The organism is Campylobacter concisus (assembly GCF_003048775.2).
Taxonomy (GTDB): Bacteria; Campylobacterota; Campylobacteria; order Campylobacterales; family Campylobacteraceae; genus Campylobacter_A; species Campylobacter_A concisus_I.
Genome location: NZ_CP049272.1, coordinates 122,870 through 144,554, shown reverse-complemented (window position 1 = coordinate 144,554; position 21,685 = coordinate 122,870). Strand labels below are relative to the sequence as shown.

The following is a 21,685-nucleotide window of genomic DNA, read 5'->3' as shown; positions in this document are numbered from 1 at the left end:
ATTTTACTTCGCTCCATGCCAAAGTAGACGGTTTTTGCCAAGCTTTGTATCAATGCTCTCTTTTATGATAGAGCAAATATACTCTTTTGAAAGTTGTATAGACTCCTCTAAGCTCTTGCCCTTTGCTAAAAAGCAAGCAAGTGCAGTTGAGAAGCTACAACCAGTTCCACTCATTACAAGCGGATTAACAAGTGGGGTCTTAAAATTTCTTAGCGAACCATCTTTTTTATAAAGTGTGTCTATACTGCTATCTTCGCTTATATGTTTTTTTACGATGACATCACAAGGCAAATCTTTATAATCATCACCAAAAAGCACATTTGCCTCATCTAAATTTGGAGTAGTTACCGTAGCTAAGCTCATTAGCTCTTTTAGCTTTGTCACCGCACTATCTTTTATAAGCTTGTGTCCGCTTTTTGAGACGCAAACTGGATCAAGCACTACTTTGGTATTTTGAGCTAGTAAAAACTCACGCACCACCTCCATGATCTCTTCACTAAATAGCATGCCAATTTTTATCGCATCAAAGCTAAATTCTTCCGCAAGCGTATTTAGCTGATCTTTGACAAAACTAGGCTCTAAGCAAACTACACTCTTTACAGCATCCGTAGTCTCAGCGACCAAAGAAGTTACCGCTGTTGCACTATAACAATTAAGCCTAGCACATGTTTTTATATCTGCTTGAAGCCCAGCTGTGCCGCTATTACAAGAGCCTGCGATGATTAGAATTTTTTTCATCGTTTTCCTTTGAAATTTTTGGCTTATTATAGAGGATATTAGATAAATTTGAGTTTTTTAAAACAGAAGAAATTTGAGCAAAAAGCTCAAATTTATGAAAGTTTATTTAAGTCGTTATCGATATCTATATATATCGTAGTTGCATTAAGATTTGTATGCTCAAAGCTAGGATCTATCATCTGCTTATCGCTCTCTTTATGTTCATTCATTTTAGCTAAAAGATCATCTTCTCTTAATCCATGCTCATTTATTAAATTTGGATCTATTTCATTAAAACTAATATTTACGCTAGCCTCATCATTTGGCTCTTCTTGCTCTAAATTGGTTGCGCTAAGAATATCATCTACCTTTTCATTTATATGATCTAAAATAGATACATAATCATTGCCAAGAAGTGCTTTAAACAATGCGTCAGTATCTATACTAGACTCACCAATATCATCGCTTACTACGCTACTATCTAGCCAAAGAGTATCGTATCCGTTTATTGATATATCTTGTCCATCATTTGCAGTGATTGTAATGCTTGCACTTTCGCTCTCGCCCTTTATAGCCTCTCCGATATATACTTTATCATTTACGTCTAAAACTCTTACATGATCATTTTGGTCTATCGCTACAACATCAGATGAAACACTTTTAACTATACCAGCTACTGCTGCCATCTTTATTCCTTATTTTTATTTGTCGGTATTTTAGTATATTTAATTACTTTTGTATATTGTACTATGGTACAAGGTAGCGATAATTCTAAATCATTCAGATTTTGTGATTAAAATATATCCACTCTCACTGATATTTTTAAATTTCACACCAAGCTCACGCTTTAGACGAAGTATCACATTTTGGATAGCCGCCTTGCTAACATCGCTCTCATAGACAAATTCTTCTATCATCTCATAAGTAACTAGCTTATTTAGATTATAAGCAAAGAGCCAAAATATCTTATTTTGCAAAAAGCTAAGATAAATTTCAATGCCGTTTTTATAAATTTTCTCTCTTTTTAAATTTATACTCACCTCATCACTTAAATAAACTAGCTTTTCATCTCGTTCAAAACTTAAACTAATAAGCATTGCTCTAAGATCCTTCATATCAATAGGCTTTTTTAAAAAAAGCATCGCCCCTTCCTCCATGCTTTTTATCAAATTTTCATCACTATCATAAGAGGTAAAGACGATAAATTTTTGGTGCGGTTTTGTACGCTTCATCTCATTCATCATCTCAAAGCCATTAAGCACTGGCATGTGAATATCGCTCATCACAATATCAAAGCCTTGCTTTTTAAATTTCTCCACGCCATCTTGTCCATTGCAAGCACCGATTACCTGCTCGCAATAAGGCTTAAGCCCGCTAATAATAAGCTCTCTTGCCATATCATCATCTTCAACTACCAAGACGGACGTCTTTTTTAAAATTTCTAAGACTTCTTGCATTTTAGTCCTTTAAATTTATATCAAAACTTAGCTCAAACACCGTTGGCTTTTCGTTATTTACGAGCCTTACATCACCATTTAGCTTTTCTTGTGCTAGCTTTTTAGCAAAATAAAGCCCTATGCCATTTCCTTGCTTTTTGGTGGTATTTAGCCAAGTAAAAATTTTCTCGCTCATTTGCTCGCTTACGCCATTCCCATTGTCATAAACTCCGATGTAGCATTTATCTTCAAAGCTTCTAAATCTTATATCGATGATACGTTTTAGTGGCTCATCTTTGTAGCTTTCGACAAGTGAGTCTTTTGCGTTGTGTATTAGGATTAGCAAAATTTGTTGGATTATGTTTTCTATCTGACGAACTTTTTGTTCGTTAAAGCCGCTAAATTTTACACTAACATTTGCACGACTTAGCTCTGTGTGCATGAGAGTTATTAGGTTTTTAACGCTTGTTTGCACCTCAAATTCGCTCACATTTTCAGCGCTTTTATAAAAATTCCTAAAAATTTCAATAGTACTTGAAAGAAGTTTGACCGAGCTTTGTCCTTTTTCAAGTAAATTTATTAGCTCCTCATCGCTTAATTTACCTTCTTTTTTTAACATTATGCAAGAGCTTAGCATTAGTTTTAGCGAATTTACTGGCTGAATGAATTGATGATTGATACCACTTATTAGCTCGCCCGCCTCACTCATTTTAGCTCTATGAGTTAGCAAGGTTTCATACTCATCTTGTATCTTTTTTATCTTGTTATACATAAAATTATGAAGGATATTTGCCAAAAATGTGAGCGCAACGAAGGCAAAGAGCAAGCTTAGAGCATTTTTTAAAGCTTCTTTTGTTAAAGCTGAAATTTCCTCTTCGTTATTTGTGCCAGCTCCTATGAACCAATTTATCGTTGGTATCTCAGCTACTTGGATTAAATTTTGTCCTATTTTTAAGCTTGTAATGTCTTCATCTTTTAAAAACAACTCTTTAAATTTCTCCTCGATCTCTTTTTTTAAAGCAAGATCAGGTATCGATGTTAAAATTTCACCGCTATGAGTCACCAAAAATGAGTAAGAATTTGGCGCAAGGCTAAAATTTTTAATGCTGTTAAAGATATTTTCTATACGCACGACGCCACAAAGTGCTGCTTTAAATTTTGCTTGTTTTGTGACTGGAATGCATAAATTTAGAGTTGAGCCTTTTAAAATTTTATGTTTTTGCATGAAATTTACGCTTGGGGCATTTGTATTTTTTGTCTCCACATACCAGATAAGCCCTGTTCTTTCGCTCTTTGGCATAACTTCTTCTAAAATTTTTTCTCCATCTACAAAAATTTCTCCATCATCCCTTAAAAGCTGCATTAGATCAAATTCTTTTGCGTTTTGTTTAAAGAGCTTTATAAAGCCAGCTATCTTTTCATCGTCATCTACGATGCCTGCATTTTGTATAAATTTTGACGCACGAATGAGTGAATTTATACGCTCATCAAGCCAAATTTGAAAGTTATTTACGATATTTTTGCTAACTGCTATATTGTTTTTATCAGATAGCTCTATGATTTTCTCTTTGGCATTGCTGTAAATATTTAGCCCAAGAAGTATTACAAAAAGGCTAGCAAGCAAGATGATGGCGTAGATTTTAATATTTTGTGATTTTAAATTAATACCCATGCGTGCAGTATATCCTAAGTTAGCCCAAATTTGGGCTAACTAAATTCATTTTAAAAAGGATAAAAGCTTTGAAACGAGCATAAGTGCAAGCACTACAAAACAAACACCAAATCCGAGCAGCGTACAATCAGCCATCGACATAAATTTAGAGGACGGCACAAGATACCAGCCGTCGGCATAAAGATCAACTATACTCTTTTGCAAATCACTTAGTACCGCGCCATCAGGCACCATAGGGCTGTCATATCCACAGTCCCCTGTTGGCATAAACCAGTCAGGTGCCCACTTTTCAAGCGGCAAACCAAATGGATAGTGCGGCTCAGTAGAGCAGCCCTGCACGCCAAAAGGATCATCACCATGAACTGCATCGTGAATTTTAGCTAGCTTTACACTATACATTATGCCCTGTACCGCTCCCCAAAAAGCAAAGACGTAGCCAATTAGAGCAAATAGTAAATTTTTAGGATTTATCATAGCGATCACGCCGCCAAGTGCCATACATAAAAAGGCAAAACGTATATAGACGCACTGCTCGCAAGGCGGCATATAAGCGTAGTTTTGAAAGAGCGAGTGCGCGATAACGACAAGCGCGACGCTTACAAAGACTAGGATCGCCCAAGAGATGCGTGAGTCTTGAAATTTAGCCATTTTTTTAAAAAAGCTCATGTGACGCCTTATTTTTTAAGAAGCTCTTCGATGAGTGCTGCCATACCGTCAAGCGAGCTGATTGATTTTGTCATGATGAGGTATTTGCCATTTACGACAAATGCTGGCACGCCTTGAATTTTAGCCACATCGTAGCTCTCGTCCCACTTTTTAAGTAGCTCAGTCACTTTTGGATTAGTCAGCTCTTTTTCATAGTCTGCTTTGCTAACGCCAGCTGCATCAAGCCCAGTCTTTAAAAAGCCCTCAGTATCTTTGCCATCGCTCCAGCGCTCTTTTTTGTCGTGATAAGCCTTGTAGTAGGCAAATTTAGCCTTTTTAAATAGCGAATTTTCATCAAATAAGCTCACTCCTTTTGCCTCGTCCATAACGATAAGCACGGCAAAGATCTTGCTCGCAACCTCGCCATAATCGCCCTTTGTCTTTAGGTGAAATGGCTCGTATTTTAGTCCAGGAATTTTCTCAACTACCTTTGGAGTGACGCTTTTATCGTACTTGTAGCAAAATGGGCAAGCATAGCTAAAAATTTTAACTAGCGTATTTTGTCCCACACTTAGTGGCTTTTCAAGCTTGACATAGTCCTCGCCCTCGCTAAACGCACTAGCACTAATCGCTCCAGCCACCGCAACAGCAAAGATAGCCTTGCTAAATTTAGATAGAAAACTCATGATAATCTCCTTTAGATGATTTATTTTGAGTTATTCTACAACCAAGCTCAACCGCAAATTTAACGCTAGAATAAATTTTGGCTGAAATTTCCAAGATATCGCATTGATTAAAAATTTAATTTTTGCTAGAACTTATCTCATTTATTGCTGATAATGCATTTAAAGCGCTCGGATAGCCTATAAATGGTATAAGCGTCGTAACAACGCTTATTAGTTTAGCTCTATCGTTGCCGATGCCAAAATTTGCAGCAATGTGCCCTAAAAGCTGTGGCTTTGCAAAGCCAAGAGTCGTGATATAGACAAATGTCAAAAGCTCTCTAAGCTCTAAACTAAGCCCATCTCTTGCATAAAAATCACCAAAGCAGTTTTGCGATAAAAACTCCATTATATGCCTTTGATCATTTGGCATTGATGCGATAAATTTATCAACCGCTGGGAAAAGTTTTCTTTGTATCTCAAGGCCTCGTTCACCTCTGCCTTCTCTTGATTTTTTAGGCATATTTTCAGGCTCTATATAGCGCTCATTAAAAATTTCATCAGCTAAAAATATATAATCTTCTACCTTGCCAAGCCCAGCATAAGGCACTGCTTGATATAAAATTTCTCTTATCTCTTTTGCTGATATGCCTACATTTAAAGCGGCCCTAACGAAGCTTTTAAATGAGCTTTTTGCGCCTTTACTCACGCAAAGAGAGGCGATGATAACTGAAAGTCTTGTTTTTTCATCAATATTTATCACTTCACTAATATCGCCTAAAAAATTTAAATAATCCTCTAAAAAGCTAGCATTGCTCTCTTCAAGCTTACTTTTTGATTCAAACCAAATTTCATAAATTTTCTTTGCATTGTAAGTTAGTGTCATAAGTTTTACTCCATTGTTTGGGGCTGATTATAAGTGCTAAAGCGTAAATGCCAGCTTAAGGTCCAAAAAGGCAAAAATTTTTAATATAAATTTAGATTTTAAGCCATTATAAAGTTTATCGTGATTTTTATGTTATAAGGTTTTATTACAATTACGAAGGACGCAATATTTTTTATTACTCCTTTTACCTATTTTAAGCCTTGGGCGTTCCAAGGCTTTTTCTAAATTTTATAAGCTTTATGAGTAGAGTTTATAAAATTTATCTAAAGGAGATGTTATGAAAAAGACTTTGAGTTGTGTTGCACTAGCCTCTGTGCTTTGCTCGAGCGCTTTTGCGATAGGCGGTCCAAGCGGGGCTAAACTTGACTACGCTATAACAGGAGCTATCGGCGAAGTAGTGGTAAATCCTTATGACACAGCGCCACTTACAGCAGTCATCAAAAATGGCGGATACACACTAAGCAACGCTAAGGTCACTATCGTGCCAAAGCAAGGCGGTCAGGTGATAAGCTACAAAGTGGCTGACAAGCATCTTCGCACACATGGCGGCATCCCAGTTTTTGGCATGTATCCTGACTATCAAAACACCGTTGAGGTCGAGTACGACAAGAGCTACAAAGGCAAGACTGAACACATAAAAGAGAGCTATAAAATTTACGCCCCAGCTATCTATCTAGAAAGCTCAGGCACGCCAAATCAAAAGGGCGCACTATTTGACAAGATCGAGGTTACTAAGCCAGCGAGTGCTAAATTTGCAAACCGCCTCTACTATGTAAATAACTTCGTAAATAAAACAGGCAAGGGCACAAAAGTCGTTTGGAACAACCCAGCTGGCGGTGCGATCGAGTGGAACTACAGCCCAAATAACTTCATCCTTGATACAAAAGGCGAGGTTAGATGGTATCTTGAGCCAAGTAAAATTTACGACCTAAAACAGCCATTTCACGCTGGTGTAATGATGGGCTTTAAGCAAAATGATGACGGCGCGATGACTTGGGGATATGGTCAAAGATACGCAAAATACGACATCATGGGTAGAGAAATTTTCAACCGCGAGCTACCAGCTAGCTACAACGACTTCTCTCACTCGATGGACGTAGCACAAAACGGACACTACTTCTTGCGCGTGGCAAATGCCGACTATAAAAGGGCTGATGGCAAAAACGTAAGAACAGTGCGCGACGTCATCGTTGAGCTTGACCGCGACGGCAACGTAGTTGATGACTTTAGACTATATGAAATCCTCGATCCTTACCGCGACATCGTACTAAAAACACTTGATCAAGGCGCAGTTTGCTTAAACATAGACGCTAAAAAAGCAGGCCACACAGCAAGCTCTGATGAGCTTCAGTCTATGGATACGCACGATAAATGGGGCGATATCGTAGGAGCAGGTCCAGGACGCAACTGGGCACACGTAAATAGTGTGGATTACGACCCAAGTGATGATAGCATCATCATTTCAAGCCGCCACCAAGACGCAGTTATAAAAATCGGCCGTGACAAACAAGTAAAATGGATCATGGGCGCTCACAAGGGCTGGAGCGATAAATTTAAAGATAAACTCCTTCAGCCAGTTGATAGCAAGGGCAATAAGATCGTCTGCGAAGATGAGTACTCAAAATGCCCAGGATACGAGAGCGACAAAGGTGGCTTTGACTGGCAATGGACGCAACACACAGCATTTAGGATAGATAGCAAGTCTAAAAAGGGCGAAATTTATCTAAGTGTCTTTGACAACGGCGACACAAGGGGCATGGAGCAACCAGCTATCGCTGGCATGAAGTACTCTCGTGCGGTCGTTTATAAGATCGATGAGAACAAAAAGACCGTTGAGCAGATCTGGGAGTACGGCAAAGAGCGCGGCAAAGAGTGGTATAGCTCGGTTACTAGCCTTACGCAGTATCAAGATGACCTTGATAGCGTGATGGTCTATTCAGCTGTTGCTGGCATGCAGTTTGACATCGCAAAAGGCCGCCCAGTAGGACTTCCTAGCCCGCACATCGATGAGTTTGAGTGGGGCGCAAAAGAGCCTAGCATCGAGATAAAGATGACAAATGCGATGGGCTATCAGGCGTTTCCATTTAGCTTACAAAAAGCTTTCGAGAAATAATCTCTCTTTTCTCCCTTTTTGCCCAGTGCAAGAAGGGGAGTCCTTGCTATAAATTTAATCTATCAATAATAGATAAAAATTCACACTCACTCATAAATTTTAAAATTCTAAATTAGAAATTTATATTGTAAGGATATTGTTTATTAAGGCGATAACATATAGCATTAGCACTTATATATAAAAATATATATTTAACACAAGGAGAAAAAATGAAAAAATTTTTCATGGCTTTAGTGGTGCTGTTTGCAAGCCTTTTGCTTAATGCAGCTGAGTTTAGAGATGTTAAGGACATCACTGGCGACGTCGTAAAAGTTCCCGCAAAAGTAGAAAAAATAGCTACGCTTTGGTATGCGAACAATCAAATCATATTAATGCTAGGCGGCGCGGACAAGATAGTAGCGACCACCGATCTAATCAAAAACAACAAATGGTTTGCGCACATTTATCCTAGAATTTCAAGCATCCCAAACGGCGTAAACGGCAAAGACTTACAGGTAGAAGAGCTGATTAAACTAAGCCCGGACGTCGTCATAGCCGCCGATAAAAAGAACAAAGAAGAGCTAACCAAAAACGGCTTTACCGTGCTTTATCCGTCATTTACCAATCATGCGGATATGAAAAAAAGCGTATCTATAATGGCCGAGGTCATAGGAGGCGATGCGCCAAAGATCGCGGAGAAATTTAACGAATATTTTGACGGTAACCTTAAAAAAGTGCTAAGCAAAACGGATAAGATCGCTGCGTCAGATAGACCAAAAGTGCTTCACATAGCTGATGGTAAAAATTTATTCAAAGTTGATGGCACAAATACGATCATAGACGAGTGGATAAGGGTCGCAGGCGGCCAAAATGCGGTTCAAAAAGCCGGAAATATGCTTGAAATCAATGCCGAAGAGATACCAAATATGAACCCTGATGTGATCATCATAGGCAGAGCTAAAGCTCCAGAAATTTTGAAAAAAATATACGAAAATCCTATCTACGCAGATACTAACGCTGTAAAAAATAAAAGAGTTTACGTAAATCCTACCGGCGTTTTTAGCTGGGATAGATACGGCGCCGAGGGGGCTTTGCAAATTTTATGGGCGGCTAAGATATTACATCCTGAAATTTTTAAAGATATAGATATAGCAGCTGAGACAAAGAAATTTTATAAAGAATTTTTACACTATGAGCTAAGCGATGATGAAGTAAATTACATCTTAAATGGCTTAGACCCAACTGGAAAATAATTTATCCTTGCGGCGGTAAATTTATCTACATTTACCGCCAAATTTTAATCCATTTTCAGCCTTTGTTTATCATCCAGACTTACTGATTAAATAACTAAAATTTTGTAGATTTGATGCTAGTTAAAAAGATAAATAACTATGAGAAATTTAATAATAAAAAAAGAGACACCCCAATGGATAAACCTTTGGGGTATTTAAAATTAGTTCACTAAACAAAACGTTGTTTAATATATTACATTATTCACCATATCGTCTTTAACTTCTACAGTGACGGTACCGCTAGTGAAAGTAGTATAACCATCGTTGCTAGCTCCTTTACTCCATCCGCCGCCAGAAAGGTTAAGCTTATCGTTGCCGTCGCCGTCTATTTTTAGCTTATTGTTACTATCAGTCATATCTAGAACATCATTAGCTGATAGCGTTACGACGTTTGTATCGGCCGAAGTTTTATTAACGTCTGTTATATCTAGCGTTTCTATATTCTTAATTTTACTAAAATCAATGCTACTATCGGCAATTTTTAACGTATCGTTGCCAGCTCCGCCATCGATAGTCGTATTAATTAGCGTTGCGCCTTTTTCAACTATGATAGTATCGTTACCGGTCGTTAGACCATCTATGCTATCACCATATATAGAAGCATTTTCAAATCTAGCTCCAGATTTGATATGTATTGTGTCATTACCAGCATCACCCTCTACTTTAGCATTATCAAATTTTCCAGAGTTGACAAAAATTTTATCGTCTCCTGCTCCACCATGTACGCCGGCATTATGGTTATATGCATTTTCGCCTTTAAATTCTGCTCCGTTAACATTTATTATATCGTCGCCAGCATCTGCATATACATTAGCTTGATTAAATTTAGCTCCACTTTCTAAAGTTATGGTATCCACACCATTTCCAGCAGCTATATAAGAGAAATCTTGGAATATAGTACCGTCTTTTATGGTGATTTCATCATTTCCGCCACCGGTTTCTACACTAGACAATTTGCCGTCGTCACTTTTCATAAAAGTAGTGTTTGAGATCGTTACATGATCATTATCGTTGGCAGTATAACCCGCATCATCTGTATATAGTTTAGATCCTTTAAATGTTATACGATCAGTAGCGCTATTTCCGCTAATTTCTATAGTATCCTCTCCGGCACCCATATCTATAACTGTACGAGTAAGCGTTACTCCACTAGCAATATTTACAGTGTCAGAACCTTCACCGGTTTGAATATTTGACTGAATAGTTCCAGTTATATCACTATTGATATTTACTTTGTCATTATCTGCACCTGTATTTATAGAGCTATCGTCAAATATCATTCCATCTTCGATATCCACAGTATCTACTCCAGTACCTGTGTTAATCTCCGCATGCTTTAAAGTAGAATTTCTGATAACTACGTGGTCTCCATCCGCACCGGTATCTATCTTCGTTTTTGCGCTAGCTGTACCGTTAAGCTTAGAATCCGTAATATATACTTCGTCTACGCCCGCACCGGTTTCTATATTGTTTCTACCTTCCATTAAAGAGTCGCCTTGTATTTGTACCAAATCGTCTTTGCTACCGGTAGTTATCGTAGTCTTTTCGACTTTAGCTTTGTGTATCTGCACATGCTTATGATCGCCGTCACCCATATTTATCTTTACATCGTCAAAATCTGATACTCTATTTGCATAGTTACCGCTATTGCCTAGACCGCTTAGTAGTACAGTATCTCGGCCGTTGCCAGTATTTATCTCGGTTTTAGTCGCAATAGGTTTTGAATAAGGCTGAGTCGGATCTGAATCATAATTCTCACTATGATGCTCAAACGTAACTATATCATTGCCTTCTCCAGTTTCCATTTTTACAGAATTTAAAGACGATCCATCAAATACTTGAACGATATCACCGCCGTTTCCGGTTTTAATATCAGTATATTTTATATTAGAGTCTTTGATAGTTATCATATCAGTATCGTCACCAGTGTCTATTTCTACGGTATTATGTTCATCTACGCCTTCTACTGTAGAGTTATTTATATTTATTTCGTCTTCACCGGCATTAGTACTTATACCAGAACCTAGTCCCTCAACTTTTGAACCGCTGTTTATATTTATGATATCTTTACCATCTCCAGTGTCTATGTAAGATTCTTTAAATACTGCATTATTAGTTAATGTTATTTCATTGCCGCCATTGCCGTTTACTATACTACCGCTATCCATAGTAGCATCGTTTATAGTTACTTTATTTAGGCCTTCTCCTAATCTCATTTTGACACTGGTTAGCTCAGCTTTATCGCTCACATTTACGATGTCATCTCCAGCTCCAGTGCTAATACTAGATCTCCTACCTTCCAGTGATTTTTTTAGATCGGTCTTAATATTGATCGTACTTTTTGTACCAGCATCTTCCGCTACGATTTCAACGCCCGTAGTAGTAGCTCCTTTTTCAAAATTTATCGTATTTTCTTTGGCTGCCGCTTCTACTTTAGCATTAGACATAAATGCTCCGTTTTTAACATTTAGCTCAGAAGTATCTCCTTGTTCGCCTTTATCCAAAGGGCTTACAGACTTACCCATATGTATAACAGCCCCTTCATGTCGGGTACCGTGAATGTTAGCTCCAGAATTTACGTTTACAGTATCATTGCCGCTTCCGCTTCTAATTATGGTGCCTTTTTTTAGCTCGGCTCCAGAATTTACGTTTATAGTATCATTGCCGCTTCCACCATCTATCACACTAGCCCTCTCATCGGTTACATCAAACGAAGCGTTTTCGATATTTATTACATCGTTATCAGCACCAGTCATCAAGATAGATCCCTTAAAATTAATCTTATCCGTAGCGGTTCCTTTTAAATTTACAGTTTCGCTTCCAGCACCCATATTTATTATGGTATTAGTTAAAGTGACACCAGGAGCTATATTTAAATTGTCTGAACTTGAACCGGTACTTATATAAGATTGACCACCTATATATTCTCTAGTAAGTGGATCTATTTCAAATGTACCAGTACCTGTTACGTCAGAAGTTATATTGATCTCGTCACCCTTTACGCTGCTATAAATTTTAGTATCTATATTAGTACCATCTGAAGTAATCTTGCTTCCATTATCTCCGCCAAATACGCTAAGATCACTTGAAGGATCTACTATTTTGGTCACATCTCCAGTATGATTTGCTGAATTAGCACTACTTGTTAGCACCAAGTCTTTAGCATTATCTTGACCAATAGCTAGCTTGCCGTCGTTACTTTTAAACCAGCCGTCTTGAAGGGTAAATGTATTTACTCCAGCGTTAGGAACTAGATAATCCCTACCGTCTATCCATCTAACTATACTATATCCATTCAAAGTAGATCCGGCATAAGACATATCATGCACTAGACTTCGCATATGAAAAACGAATCCGTCGTTTATATTTTCGTTTAGATACGCTGACAAAGGAATTTTTATACTTCCTGCTGGTAAAGTAGGTTCTATTGCTCCAGCCCCAACAGCACTTCCACCACTTACACCAAAGCTATTATCTCCACCTGCTGCTAGAGATAAAGCATCTATGCTTCCTACATTAGCATTTATGTTACTAATGTGGCCTCCTTCTGCAAAGCTAGTAGAAGATAAGCTTACGCCATCTCCACCATTACCACCTGCTTGTGGACCACCTGCAGCAGTTTCTTCTAGAGCATTAAGATCTGTTCCTTTTAAGATGGCTTGTTGTAAAGCTGAGATATCAGCTACTGTTTCGTTATTGTTAGAGTCTTGATCTAGAGTTAGAGTATCTTTACCTATTAAGGTTATATCTTTACCATCAGTTTGAGTTATTGTTACTTTAGAGTTAGAACCCTCTGTAACTATCTTTTCACCTTGGTATACAATATCTCCTACACTTAATTGTCTTACCTCTCCTGTTAAGTCATTAAGTGCTCTTGCTATTCCTCCATTTACGCTTTTAACTACTCCGGCTTCTTTAGCCATCATGTTCTCCTTATTGTTTATAGTATTTTAAATTTTGAATGAATTATATAAATTTTAGAAGTATATGTCTATTGTACTGGGGTACAATGGGGTGTACTTAACGAGAAAAAAATAAACACTTATAAAAATTTAATGATATGAAAGAATATCCCAAAGGAATTTCCTTTGGGATTAAAAGTATAGATATTAAAGTACGTGTATTTGATCTTGAACTTCGATTGTAGTTGTACCACTAGTATAAGTAGTATAACCACCAGAACTAGCACCTTTAGTCCAGCTACTTCCAAGAGTAAGCTCATCATTGCTATCACCATCTATTTTTAGCTTATTCTCGTTACTATCACGTAATATATCTTGAACATTGCCAGCTGTAAGAGTTAAGGTTGTCTTTTCTCCATTAGTCATATCTAGTTTTTCGATATTTTTAACATGACTAAAGTCTATGCTATTGTCAGCTACTTTTAATGTATCAAATCCGGCTCCGCCGTCGATAGTCGAAGTATCTTTAATACTTGCATTTTTACCGATAGAGATAACATCATCTCCACCGCCGCCGCTTACGGTAGAGTTATTCTTAACAGTTAGATTATCTCCGATAGTAATGGTATCGTTGCCGTCAGTAGCGTTATTTACTCCGCCGCCGCCTTCGCCCCAGTCTCCGTAGATACCGGCATTGCCATCTAGGGTTAGATTATTGCCTATAGTAATTGTATCGTCTCCTTGTCCACCTTTTACATCAGCATAGTTTTTAAACGTTACGTTATTTCCTATAGTTACCGTATCGTTACCAAAAGTACTTTGGTGGGTCGTATCACCATCATCCATATAAATATCAGAGTCATCTATAGTAACGTTATTTCCTATTTTTGCGGTATCACTATGGAATCCTAGATCCATATGTGTACCTTTGCTAATATTAGCTCCATCCCCTATCTCAAGTGTATCGTTGTCATCCCCAGTAATTAACTGAGAGTGTGAAACTGTCGCATTCTTACCAATAGTGATAGTATCTGACTTTTGATTTAGATCAAATCTAACGTTATGAACATTTGCGTTATCTGCGATATTGATAAAGTCTCTTGCAACAGCACTACCAAAAGAACTAATTGCGGTTTTGCCATAAGAGCTAGCATCTATATCGCCGAAATTACCTTTAATATTTACGGTATTATCTCCACTGCTCCAGCCACCACCAAGAGTGATTTTGGTATTGTCACTTGTAACGTTTTCGATATTTACCTCATTTTTGCCATGCCATGTCTCAACATTAACATTCTTTAACTCTGCGTTTTTAAGATTGATAATATCGTCATTGCTTCCAGTTATAAGGCTAGATGTTGTAATCTTAGCACCATCTACATTGATAGTATTATTGCCATTACCTAGATTAACAATAGATGAGTTAAGGGTAGAGCCTTTTTCAATATTAGCTACATCTTCTTCTTCTTGACCATTGATATTGAGTCTTTCACCTTTTGTATTTTTTAGAGTAACAGTTGTCTTATCTGATGCGCCACCATTTGCTTGGATGTCCAGACGAGATAACTCAGAATCCTCTGCTGTAACTGTATTTTGGCCTGAGCGTATATCCATCACGTTATGGTTACCAATTAAATTCTCATCACCAAAAATTTTGCTGTTTTTGATCACAATATCATCGTCACCACTTTGAGTCTCTACTCTAAGTTTATTTGTGCTGGTAGCTCCGTCAAGGGTGATCTTGTTGTTTCCACGGCCAAGGTTCATCTCTGTTTCGTTTAGAGTGCCATTAACATTAACTGTTTGATCGCTACCATACATGTGGTTTATATGAGCATTATTTAGCGTTGCTCCTTTTTCTATATTAAAGGTCGCAACTCCTTGTGATGCTAGAGTAGCTCCATCTACAGATGCTCCAGACTTAACATTTACAGTATCGTGACTATTGGTTCCAAATATATTTTCTGAACCAGTATTAATGGTACTACCAGAAGTTAGATTTCCATAAAGGTTTATAACGTCATCATCATCTCCACTTTGTACATTAGAACCGTTTTTAATCTCTCCATGTAGATTAATAATGTCGTTACCTATCTCGGTGTCTATTGTTTTTCCATCTAAGCCCTTAGTAAATGATACTTCATCGTCCGTATCAGTAATAGTGCCAGTATTGCTTGACGAAGCTATTTGAGGATTATCGCTAGTTACATTTACAGTAGCTTTTCTTTCATAAACGCCTTGTTCTGCTCCGTCAATACTACTAAAACGAGAATCATCCCCTACACGCTCTCCTTGATTTTGGATAGAGTTATTTGCTAGCTGTGCTATTCTTACCTCTAGGTTTTCTATATCTCTAGGATCATTTACGGTAAGCTTATTTCCATACATTGGAACCCAGTCACCATTAGCATCTTTATATTCAAAGATAAAATTACCATCTGGAGTTTCTATCTCTTCATAATCTACGCCCTTTTCTACACCACTTAGACTAAAGGTATATGTAGTTGGTCTAGTTGCTAGATTATTTACGCCATTTGTATCTAGATCGCCTAGAGAGAATTTATACTCTGGGCCATTCCAATCTTGTCCCTCTGTTGCATTTGTTGCGCCTAAAGCTGTAATTGTAGCAATAGGAGGTATAACAGGAGTTGCTCCAGTTCCAGCCCCAACAGCACTTCCACCACTTACACCAAAGCTATTATCTCCACCTGCTGCTAGAGATAAAGCATCTATGCTTCCTACATTAGCATTTATGTTACTAATGTGGCCTCCTTCTGCAAAGCTAGTAGAAGATAAGCTTACGCCATCTCCACCATTACCACCTGCTTGTGGACCACCTGCAGCAGTTTCTTCTAGAGCATTAAGATCTGTTCCTTTTAAGATGGCTTGTTGTAAAGCTGAGATATCAGCTACTGTTTCGTTATTGTTAGAGTCTTGATCTAGAGTTAGAGTATCTTTACCTATTAAGGTTATATCTTTACCATCAGTTTGAGTTATTGTTACTTTAGAGTTAGAACCCTCTGTAACTATCTTTTCACCTTGGTATACAATATCTCCTACACTTAATTGTCTTACCTCTCCTGTTAAGTCATTAAGTGCTCTTGCTATTCCTCCATTTACGCTTTTAACTACTCCGGCTTCTTTAGCCATCATGTTCTCCTTATTGTTTATAGTATTTTAAATTTTGAATGAATTATATAAATTTTAGAAGTATATGTCTATTGTACTGGGGTACAATGGGGTGTACTATTTAGCACATATCATAAATATCACATCAGTCAACATATATATTTTAGTGTCTTAATATATAGTATAAATATATCAATTATGGCTTTTTTAAATATGATATCACTTTTTTATACATATTGAAAATCATTATATATTTCTATATAATTACTCAAATATTTTAAAAGGAGTTTAAATGCAGAGAAAAATCGCGCTTAGTCTTGCTTTGGTTGGCGTTTTGGCCGCTGCGCAGAACGAAGTAGGGCTAAAATCGCTAGAAGGCGTAACCGTCACGGCGCAAAGATCGTCTCAAAGCGTAGACGAGATAAGCAAAAGCGTCTCGGTAGTAGATAAAGAGACGATAGAAAGAAAGCTCGGCAAAAGCGTGCCCGAGCTAATCAGCGAGGCGCCGGGAGTATCCATCGTAAACGAAGGCATGGACTCTGGTACCGTAAACGTGCGAGGTTTTAGCTCGTCTGATTACCGCGTGCCGATGTTTGTAGACGGACTTAGATTTAGAGGTAGGCCGGCGTTTGAGTATTCGATATTTACGCCCGATCAAATCGAAAGGATAGAGATAATAAGAGGTCCCGCTAGTACGCTTTACGGCACGGACGCGTTTGGCGGCATAGTAAATTTAGTCACTAAAAGAGCTAGCGGGGACGTACACGGCGACTGGGCGCTATCTGATACGTATCTAAGCACCCAGTATCAAAGCGCGAACAAAGGCGTACAAAACCGCTTACAACTAGGCGTAGTCGGACACGGGTTTGACGCGTTGCTGGGCTTAAACTACAAGCACGGTAAGGACTACGACACTCCTGCGGGCAAAATCCCAAATACGAGGTATAACTACCGAAGCCTTGATTTTAAAGGCGGATATAGCTTTGCCGATTTTCACAGGCTTGAGCTCGTAACTAGATATACGGAGTCCGAGCGCGGCGTAGTCGGTACGGCGGTCGGTGCTCCCGGAACGGCGAATAAAAGAGGCTTTCAAAAATACATAAAAGAAGCGCCTCTTAGAGAAAAATACGTAGCGCTAAACTACGAAGGCAACATAAACGACAAATTTATATTAGATTCTAGCTTGTATTACAGAGAGCTTTATACGCACCTAAATATAAGGCCTTACATCGGCTCGTTTTCGCCTAGACAAGTCGATAACTACGTAAACGGACCGAAGGTCTACGGCGGCAAATTTATCGGTAAATTTATAGGCGACAACCTAACCCAAACCTACGGCGTAGATTTTTATTACGAGGACTGGGATAGCGTGTATCAAAGCGTAAATAACGGTCCTAGATTTCGCAACAGGCTAAGAACCAAACAGCTTGACGTCGCTGGGTTTGGCTTGCTTGAATACGCATTTAGCAACGACGCGATTTTGAGCGCAAATTTACGCTACGACCGCATAAAAACGTCCTTTGATATGGATAGCTCGATGAGCCCCGCCGTAAAAGCCCTATACGAAAACGCCAACGATAGAAAAGACGGCAGAGCCAGCTACGGGCTGGGGCTTATTTATCCCGTAGTCGGAGGGCTTGAATTCGTAGGAAATTTCTCAACCTCATTTAGAGCCCCTATGAGCGGCGAGGTTGCTCCGATACTTACGTTTTCAGGCAGCGAGGCGTATCTACCGAACCCTGATCTAAATATCGAAAAAGGCGTTACCTACGAGGCCGGACTTCGCTATACGGATAAAGTGCTTAGATCAAATTTGATATTTTACACGGGAGATTATAAAGACCTGATAGTCGAGCGAAACTGGCAAAGCGGCGGCGTGACCTACTATCAGTCGCAAAACGTAAATAGAGCCAAGATAAGCGGAGCGGAATTTGACCTTGCTTATAAAATTTTATCAAATTTGGAGTTTAAAACAAATCTCGCCTACACGCGCGGCAAAAACAAGCAAACCGGCAAACCGCTTCCAGAGATCGCTCCGCTTAGCGGACGCGTGGCTGTTTCTTATTTGCCGGAGTTTTTGGCAAATTCTTACATAGAGTATAGCGGCGACTGGGCGGCGAGAAAGACACGCATAGATGATAGCGTAGAGCGCGAGCGAGCGGGATATTTCGTACATAACCTATACTTTGGCAAGAGTCTGGGCAAACTAGGATTCTTAAAAGATTTTAGCCTAAATTTCGGCGTCGAAAATATCTTTGACAAAGAATACGCCCCAAGCCTAAGCTACGAGCTAATCAGCCAGCCTAGAAGCGCTAGCAACCCGCTAATAAATCCGGGTAGAAATTTCAAACTAGGCTTTAAGGCTAGCTTTTAAAATTTAAATTTGCCGAGCGGGTTTTAAACCGGCTCGCTCAAAGACCCTAAAATTTACAAATTTAAGGATCAAATTTGAGAAAAATCATACCTGCTTTATTGTTACTAGCCGCGACGCTGGGCGCGCTTGAATTTACCGATCAAAACGGCAATAAGCTTCGCTTCGACCGCTCCGTTAAGAGCGTAGCGCTGTTTCCGGTGCCGCTGGCTTCGTTTTCTCTTAGCGTCGAAAACAACGTATCTCGCCTAGCCTCCGTCCATCCGATAGCCAAGAAAAACATCGAGCGCGGAATGCTCGGAAAAATGATAAAAGGCGCGGCTAGTATCCCGGCAGGCGGTATAGGAGAGGATTTTACTCCAAATATCGAGGAGCTGCTAAAACTATCTCCGGATCTAGTCGTGCAGTGGGGCATGAGAGGCGAAAAGATCATCGAACCGATGCGAAAAGTAGGGCTAAACGTAGCTTTGGTAAATTTAAGCGGCACGGAGGAAGATCCTCTTTTTTGGTTTGCGATGCTGGGTAAAATTTACGAAAAAGAGCAAAGAGCGGAGCAAATTTTACAAAACAGAGCCGAGCTTAGAGCTAAGATCGAAAATTTCGTAAAAGGGCTTAGTAAAAAACCGAAGGTTCTTTTTATATTCGGCAGGGATAAAAGCTACGAGGCCGCGGGCGGCGGGACGTATTTCGACTACGAGATAAAACTAAGCGGCGGAGCGAACGCGGCGAATTTCGGGGGATTTAGAATTTTAAATAAAGAAGAAATCCTCGCGCAAAATCCGGACGTTATCTTGCTTAGCAACTTTGACGAGCTAACTCCGCGGGACTTTTTTAACGATAAAATTTTAAAAAACGTAAAAGCCGTCAAGCAAAAAGCCGTCTATAAAATGCCTCTGGGAGGCGATATGTGGGAGCCGCCTACGGGCGAATCGCACCTGGGCTGGGCGTGGTTTAGCGTGCTGTTTTCGGGGCAGGCGCATATAAATTTAAAAGACGAGATGAAAAAGAGCTACAAGTTGCTCTACGACTACGATCTAAGCGGCGATGAGATAGCTCAAATTTTACGCTTTGATCTAAACGGAGAGAGTAAATTTTACGAGCTTTTTAGATAATGAAAAAATATCTGTTTTTATCGCTTTTTCTAGCCTTTGCGGTCGTTTTTTCGCTGCTTGCAGGTAGGATTTCGCTTGAGGGGCTAATTGACTATTATCAAAACGACAAAGAGACGCTTTACGCTTTGATATTTGACCTGCGCCTACCAAGGCTGATAGCGGCGTTTTTGATAGGCGCTAGCCTTAGCGCGGCGGGCGTGATATTTCAGGCGATGTTTGCAAATCCTTTGGTAAGCCCCAATATTCTCGGCGTAGGTAGCGGAGCGGGGTTTGGCGCGGTAGTTTGCATTTTAGCTTTCGGTAATCCCGTAGCCACGCAAATAGGCGCTTTCGTTTTCGGATTTCTAGCCGTCATGATAGCTTACGCCCTGGGCGTTTTGGCAAACAAAAACTCAAAGCTCATGCTGGTGCTTGCGGGCATCATCACGGGCGCGATATTCGAGGCGCTAATCTCGGTTGTCAAATACGTGGCCGACACGCAAGAAAAGCTACCTAGCATCGTATATTGGCTGATGGGAAGCCTAAGTGCCATATCTTGGAGCGACGTAGCAGCTCTTGCTCCCGTTTGCGTTAGCGGGCTCGTGCTTTTGAGCCTAATGGGCTGGAAGCTAAATATTTTATCCCTAGGCGGCGAACACGCAAGCATTTTGGGCGAGAGTAAATTTTTAGGCTTTATCTTTATCGTACTTGCCACACTGATAACGGCCGCAAGCGTAGCCATCGCCGGTATCATCGGCTGGGTCGGGCTTTTGATGCCGCATGTTACGAGACTGATTTACGGTTCCGATAACTCGCAGCTAGTTCCGATTTCTGCGATTTTAGGCGGGATATTTTTGATGCTAACCGACGTCGCGGCTAGAAGCGTGAGCTCGGCTGAAATCCCGCTAAGTATCCTAACCGCGCTTATAGGAGCTCCGATGATCGGCGTTATCATCGTTAAAAAGGGCAAAAGATGGTCTTAAGCGTAGAAAATTTAAGCTTTTCTTACGAGCGTAAGCAAATTTTGCAAAATTTGAGCCTTAGCCTAAAAAGCGGCGAAACGCTTGCGATTTTGGGTCCAAACGGCATAGGCAAATCTACTTTTTTAAAGATTATTTTAGGGCTTTTAAAAGCAAAAGACGGCCGAATTTTGATCGATGACCGCGATCATGCCTCTCTTGGCGGCAAAGAACGCGCCAAGTTCATAGGATACGTGCCCCAAAGCGAAAATATCGCTTTTAGCTTTAAGGTAAAAGATCTGATTTTAATGGGCGTAAACGCAAACGTCGGTACGTTTTCAAGACCGAGCGCAGAGGATAGGGCGATGGCTGAGGAAGCCGCAAGCATAGCGGGCGTTAGCGAGTATTTAAATTTAAATGTAGACGAGCTAAGCGGCGGCATGATGCAGCTGGCGCTTATAGCTCGCTCGCTAGTACTACGGCCTAAAATTCTCGTCATGGACGAGCCTACGTCGTACCTCGACGTCTTTCATCAAAACGCCGTTTTAAGCCTAATCAAAAGGCTAAATAGCGAGCAAAAGACCTGCGTGATCTTTACCTCGCATCATCCCGATCACGCGCTTGCGGCGGCGGATAAAACCTTGCTATTAAACGGTCCCTTAGGATATGAATTCGGCGCGACGGGTCAAATTCTAAAGGGTGAAAATTTAACGAAACTCTTCGGTATCGATTTTATAAATTTAAACGTCGAAGATAAAAGGAGGTTGCTGGTTAGGTGGAATATCGATTAATTATAGAGTGCTTAGGTCTTTATAATAGCTTTTACCAGGC

The 21,685-nt window shown here is 39.6% G+C and carries 15 protein-coding genes; 6 read left to right on the top strand and 9 right to left on the bottom strand.

Annotated elements, in window-relative coordinates:
- Positions 1 to 3: 3 nt before the first annotated feature.
- The 7 genes from CVT17_RS00625 to CVT17_RS00595 form a co-directional block, all read right to left on the bottom strand.
- A complete protein-coding gene (locus tag CVT17_RS00625) occupies positions 4 to 738 on the bottom strand; it encodes a hydroxymethylpyrimidine/phosphomethylpyrimidine kinase (RefSeq protein WP_107692022.1) in 735 nt (244 codons plus the stop codon).
- Positions 739 to 830: 92 nt separating this feature from the next.
- On the bottom strand, positions 831 to 1,403 hold the full coding sequence (locus CVT17_RS00620) for a hypothetical protein (protein WP_107858392.1): 573 nt from the start codon (positions 1,401 to 1,403) through the stop codon (positions 831 to 833).
- A gap of 90 nt (positions 1,404 to 1,493) precedes the next feature.
- Positions 1,494 to 2,174: a response regulator transcription factor gene (locus CVT17_RS00615; protein ID WP_021090255.1), complete on the bottom strand. Its 681-nt coding sequence runs from the start codon at positions 2,172 to 2,174 to the stop codon at positions 1,494 to 1,496.
- Between the two features lies 1 nt (position 2,175).
- Positions 2,176 to 3,825, bottom strand: coding sequence for a sensor histidine kinase (locus CVT17_RS00610; protein ID WP_107858391.1), 1,650 nt, complete (start codon positions 3,823 to 3,825; stop codon positions 2,176 to 2,178).
- Between the two features lie 45 nt (positions 3,826 to 3,870).
- Positions 3,871 to 4,491 (bottom strand): protein-disulfide oxidoreductase DsbI, encoded by a 621-nt coding sequence (gene dsbI, locus CVT17_RS00605; RefSeq protein ID WP_103560186.1) that lies wholly within the window; start codon positions 4,489 to 4,491, stop codon positions 3,871 to 3,873.
- 8 nt (positions 4,492 to 4,499) lie between these two features.
- The gene (locus CVT17_RS00600) at positions 4,500 to 5,156 is read right to left on the bottom strand and encodes a thiol:disulfide interchange protein DsbA/DsbL (RefSeq protein WP_107858390.1); all 657 of its coding nucleotides are present in this window, start codon (positions 5,154 to 5,156) and stop codon (positions 4,500 to 4,502) included.
- Between the two features lie 115 nt (positions 5,157 to 5,271).
- A complete protein-coding gene (locus tag CVT17_RS00595; RefSeq protein ID WP_107858389.1) occupies positions 5,272 to 6,018 on the bottom strand; it encodes a carboxymuconolactone decarboxylase family protein in 747 nt (248 codons plus the stop codon).
- A 277-nt stretch (positions 6,019 to 6,295) separates the two neighbouring features.
- Between CVT17_RS00595 and CVT17_RS00590 the strand changes: the two genes are divergently transcribed.
- The gene (locus CVT17_RS00590) at positions 6,296 to 8,131 is read left to right on the top strand and encodes an aryl-sulfate sulfotransferase (RefSeq protein WP_021088977.1); all 1,836 of its coding nucleotides are present in this window, start codon (positions 6,296 to 6,298) and stop codon (positions 8,129 to 8,131) included.
- Positions 8,132 to 8,340: 209 nt separating this feature from the next.
- Positions 8,341 to 9,363, top strand: coding sequence for an ABC transporter substrate-binding protein (locus CVT17_RS00585; protein ID WP_107858388.1), 1,023 nt, complete (start codon positions 8,341 to 8,343; stop codon positions 9,361 to 9,363).
- A gap of 224 nt (positions 9,364 to 9,587) precedes the next feature.
- On the opposite strand, the gene CVT17_RS00580 is transcribed toward CVT17_RS00585, so the two are convergent.
- Both CVT17_RS00580 and CVT17_RS00575 read right to left on the bottom strand, forming a co-directional pair.
- Entirely contained in the window at positions 9,588 to 13,325 is a 3,738-nt protein-coding gene (locus CVT17_RS00580; RefSeq protein WP_107769929.1) for a retention module-containing protein, read from the bottom strand.
- Between the two features lie 186 nt (positions 13,326 to 13,511).
- Positions 13,512 to 16,454, bottom strand: a complete 2,943-nt coding sequence (locus CVT17_RS00575; RefSeq protein ID WP_196373573.1) for a retention module-containing protein — start codon at positions 16,452 to 16,454, stop codon at positions 13,512 to 13,514.
- A 271-nt stretch (positions 16,455 to 16,725) separates the two neighbouring features.
- Between CVT17_RS00575 and CVT17_RS00570 the strand changes: the two genes are divergently transcribed.
- From CVT17_RS00570 to CVT17_RS00555, 4 genes are all read left to right on the top strand, one after another.
- On the top strand, positions 16,726 to 18,807 hold the full coding sequence (locus CVT17_RS00570) for a TonB-dependent receptor (RefSeq protein ID WP_107859048.1): 2,082 nt from the start codon (positions 16,726 to 16,728) through the stop codon (positions 18,805 to 18,807).
- 74 nt (positions 18,808 to 18,881) lie between these two features.
- Positions 18,882 to 19,916, top strand: coding sequence for an ABC transporter substrate-binding protein (locus CVT17_RS00565; RefSeq protein WP_107769931.1), 1,035 nt, complete (start codon positions 18,882 to 18,884; stop codon positions 19,914 to 19,916).
- Positions 19,916 to 20,878: a FecCD family ABC transporter permease gene (locus CVT17_RS00560; protein WP_107769932.1), complete on the top strand. Its 963-nt coding sequence runs from the start codon at positions 19,916 to 19,918 to the stop codon at positions 20,876 to 20,878. Before CVT17_RS00565 ends, CVT17_RS00560 begins: the two co-directional genes overlap by 1 nt.
- Positions 20,869 to 21,645, top strand: a complete 777-nt coding sequence (locus CVT17_RS00555; protein ID WP_107859049.1) for an ABC transporter ATP-binding protein — start codon at positions 20,869 to 20,871, stop codon at positions 21,643 to 21,645. Before CVT17_RS00560 ends, CVT17_RS00555 begins: the two co-directional genes overlap by 10 nt.
- The last annotated feature ends 40 nt before the right edge of the window (positions 21,646 to 21,685 follow it).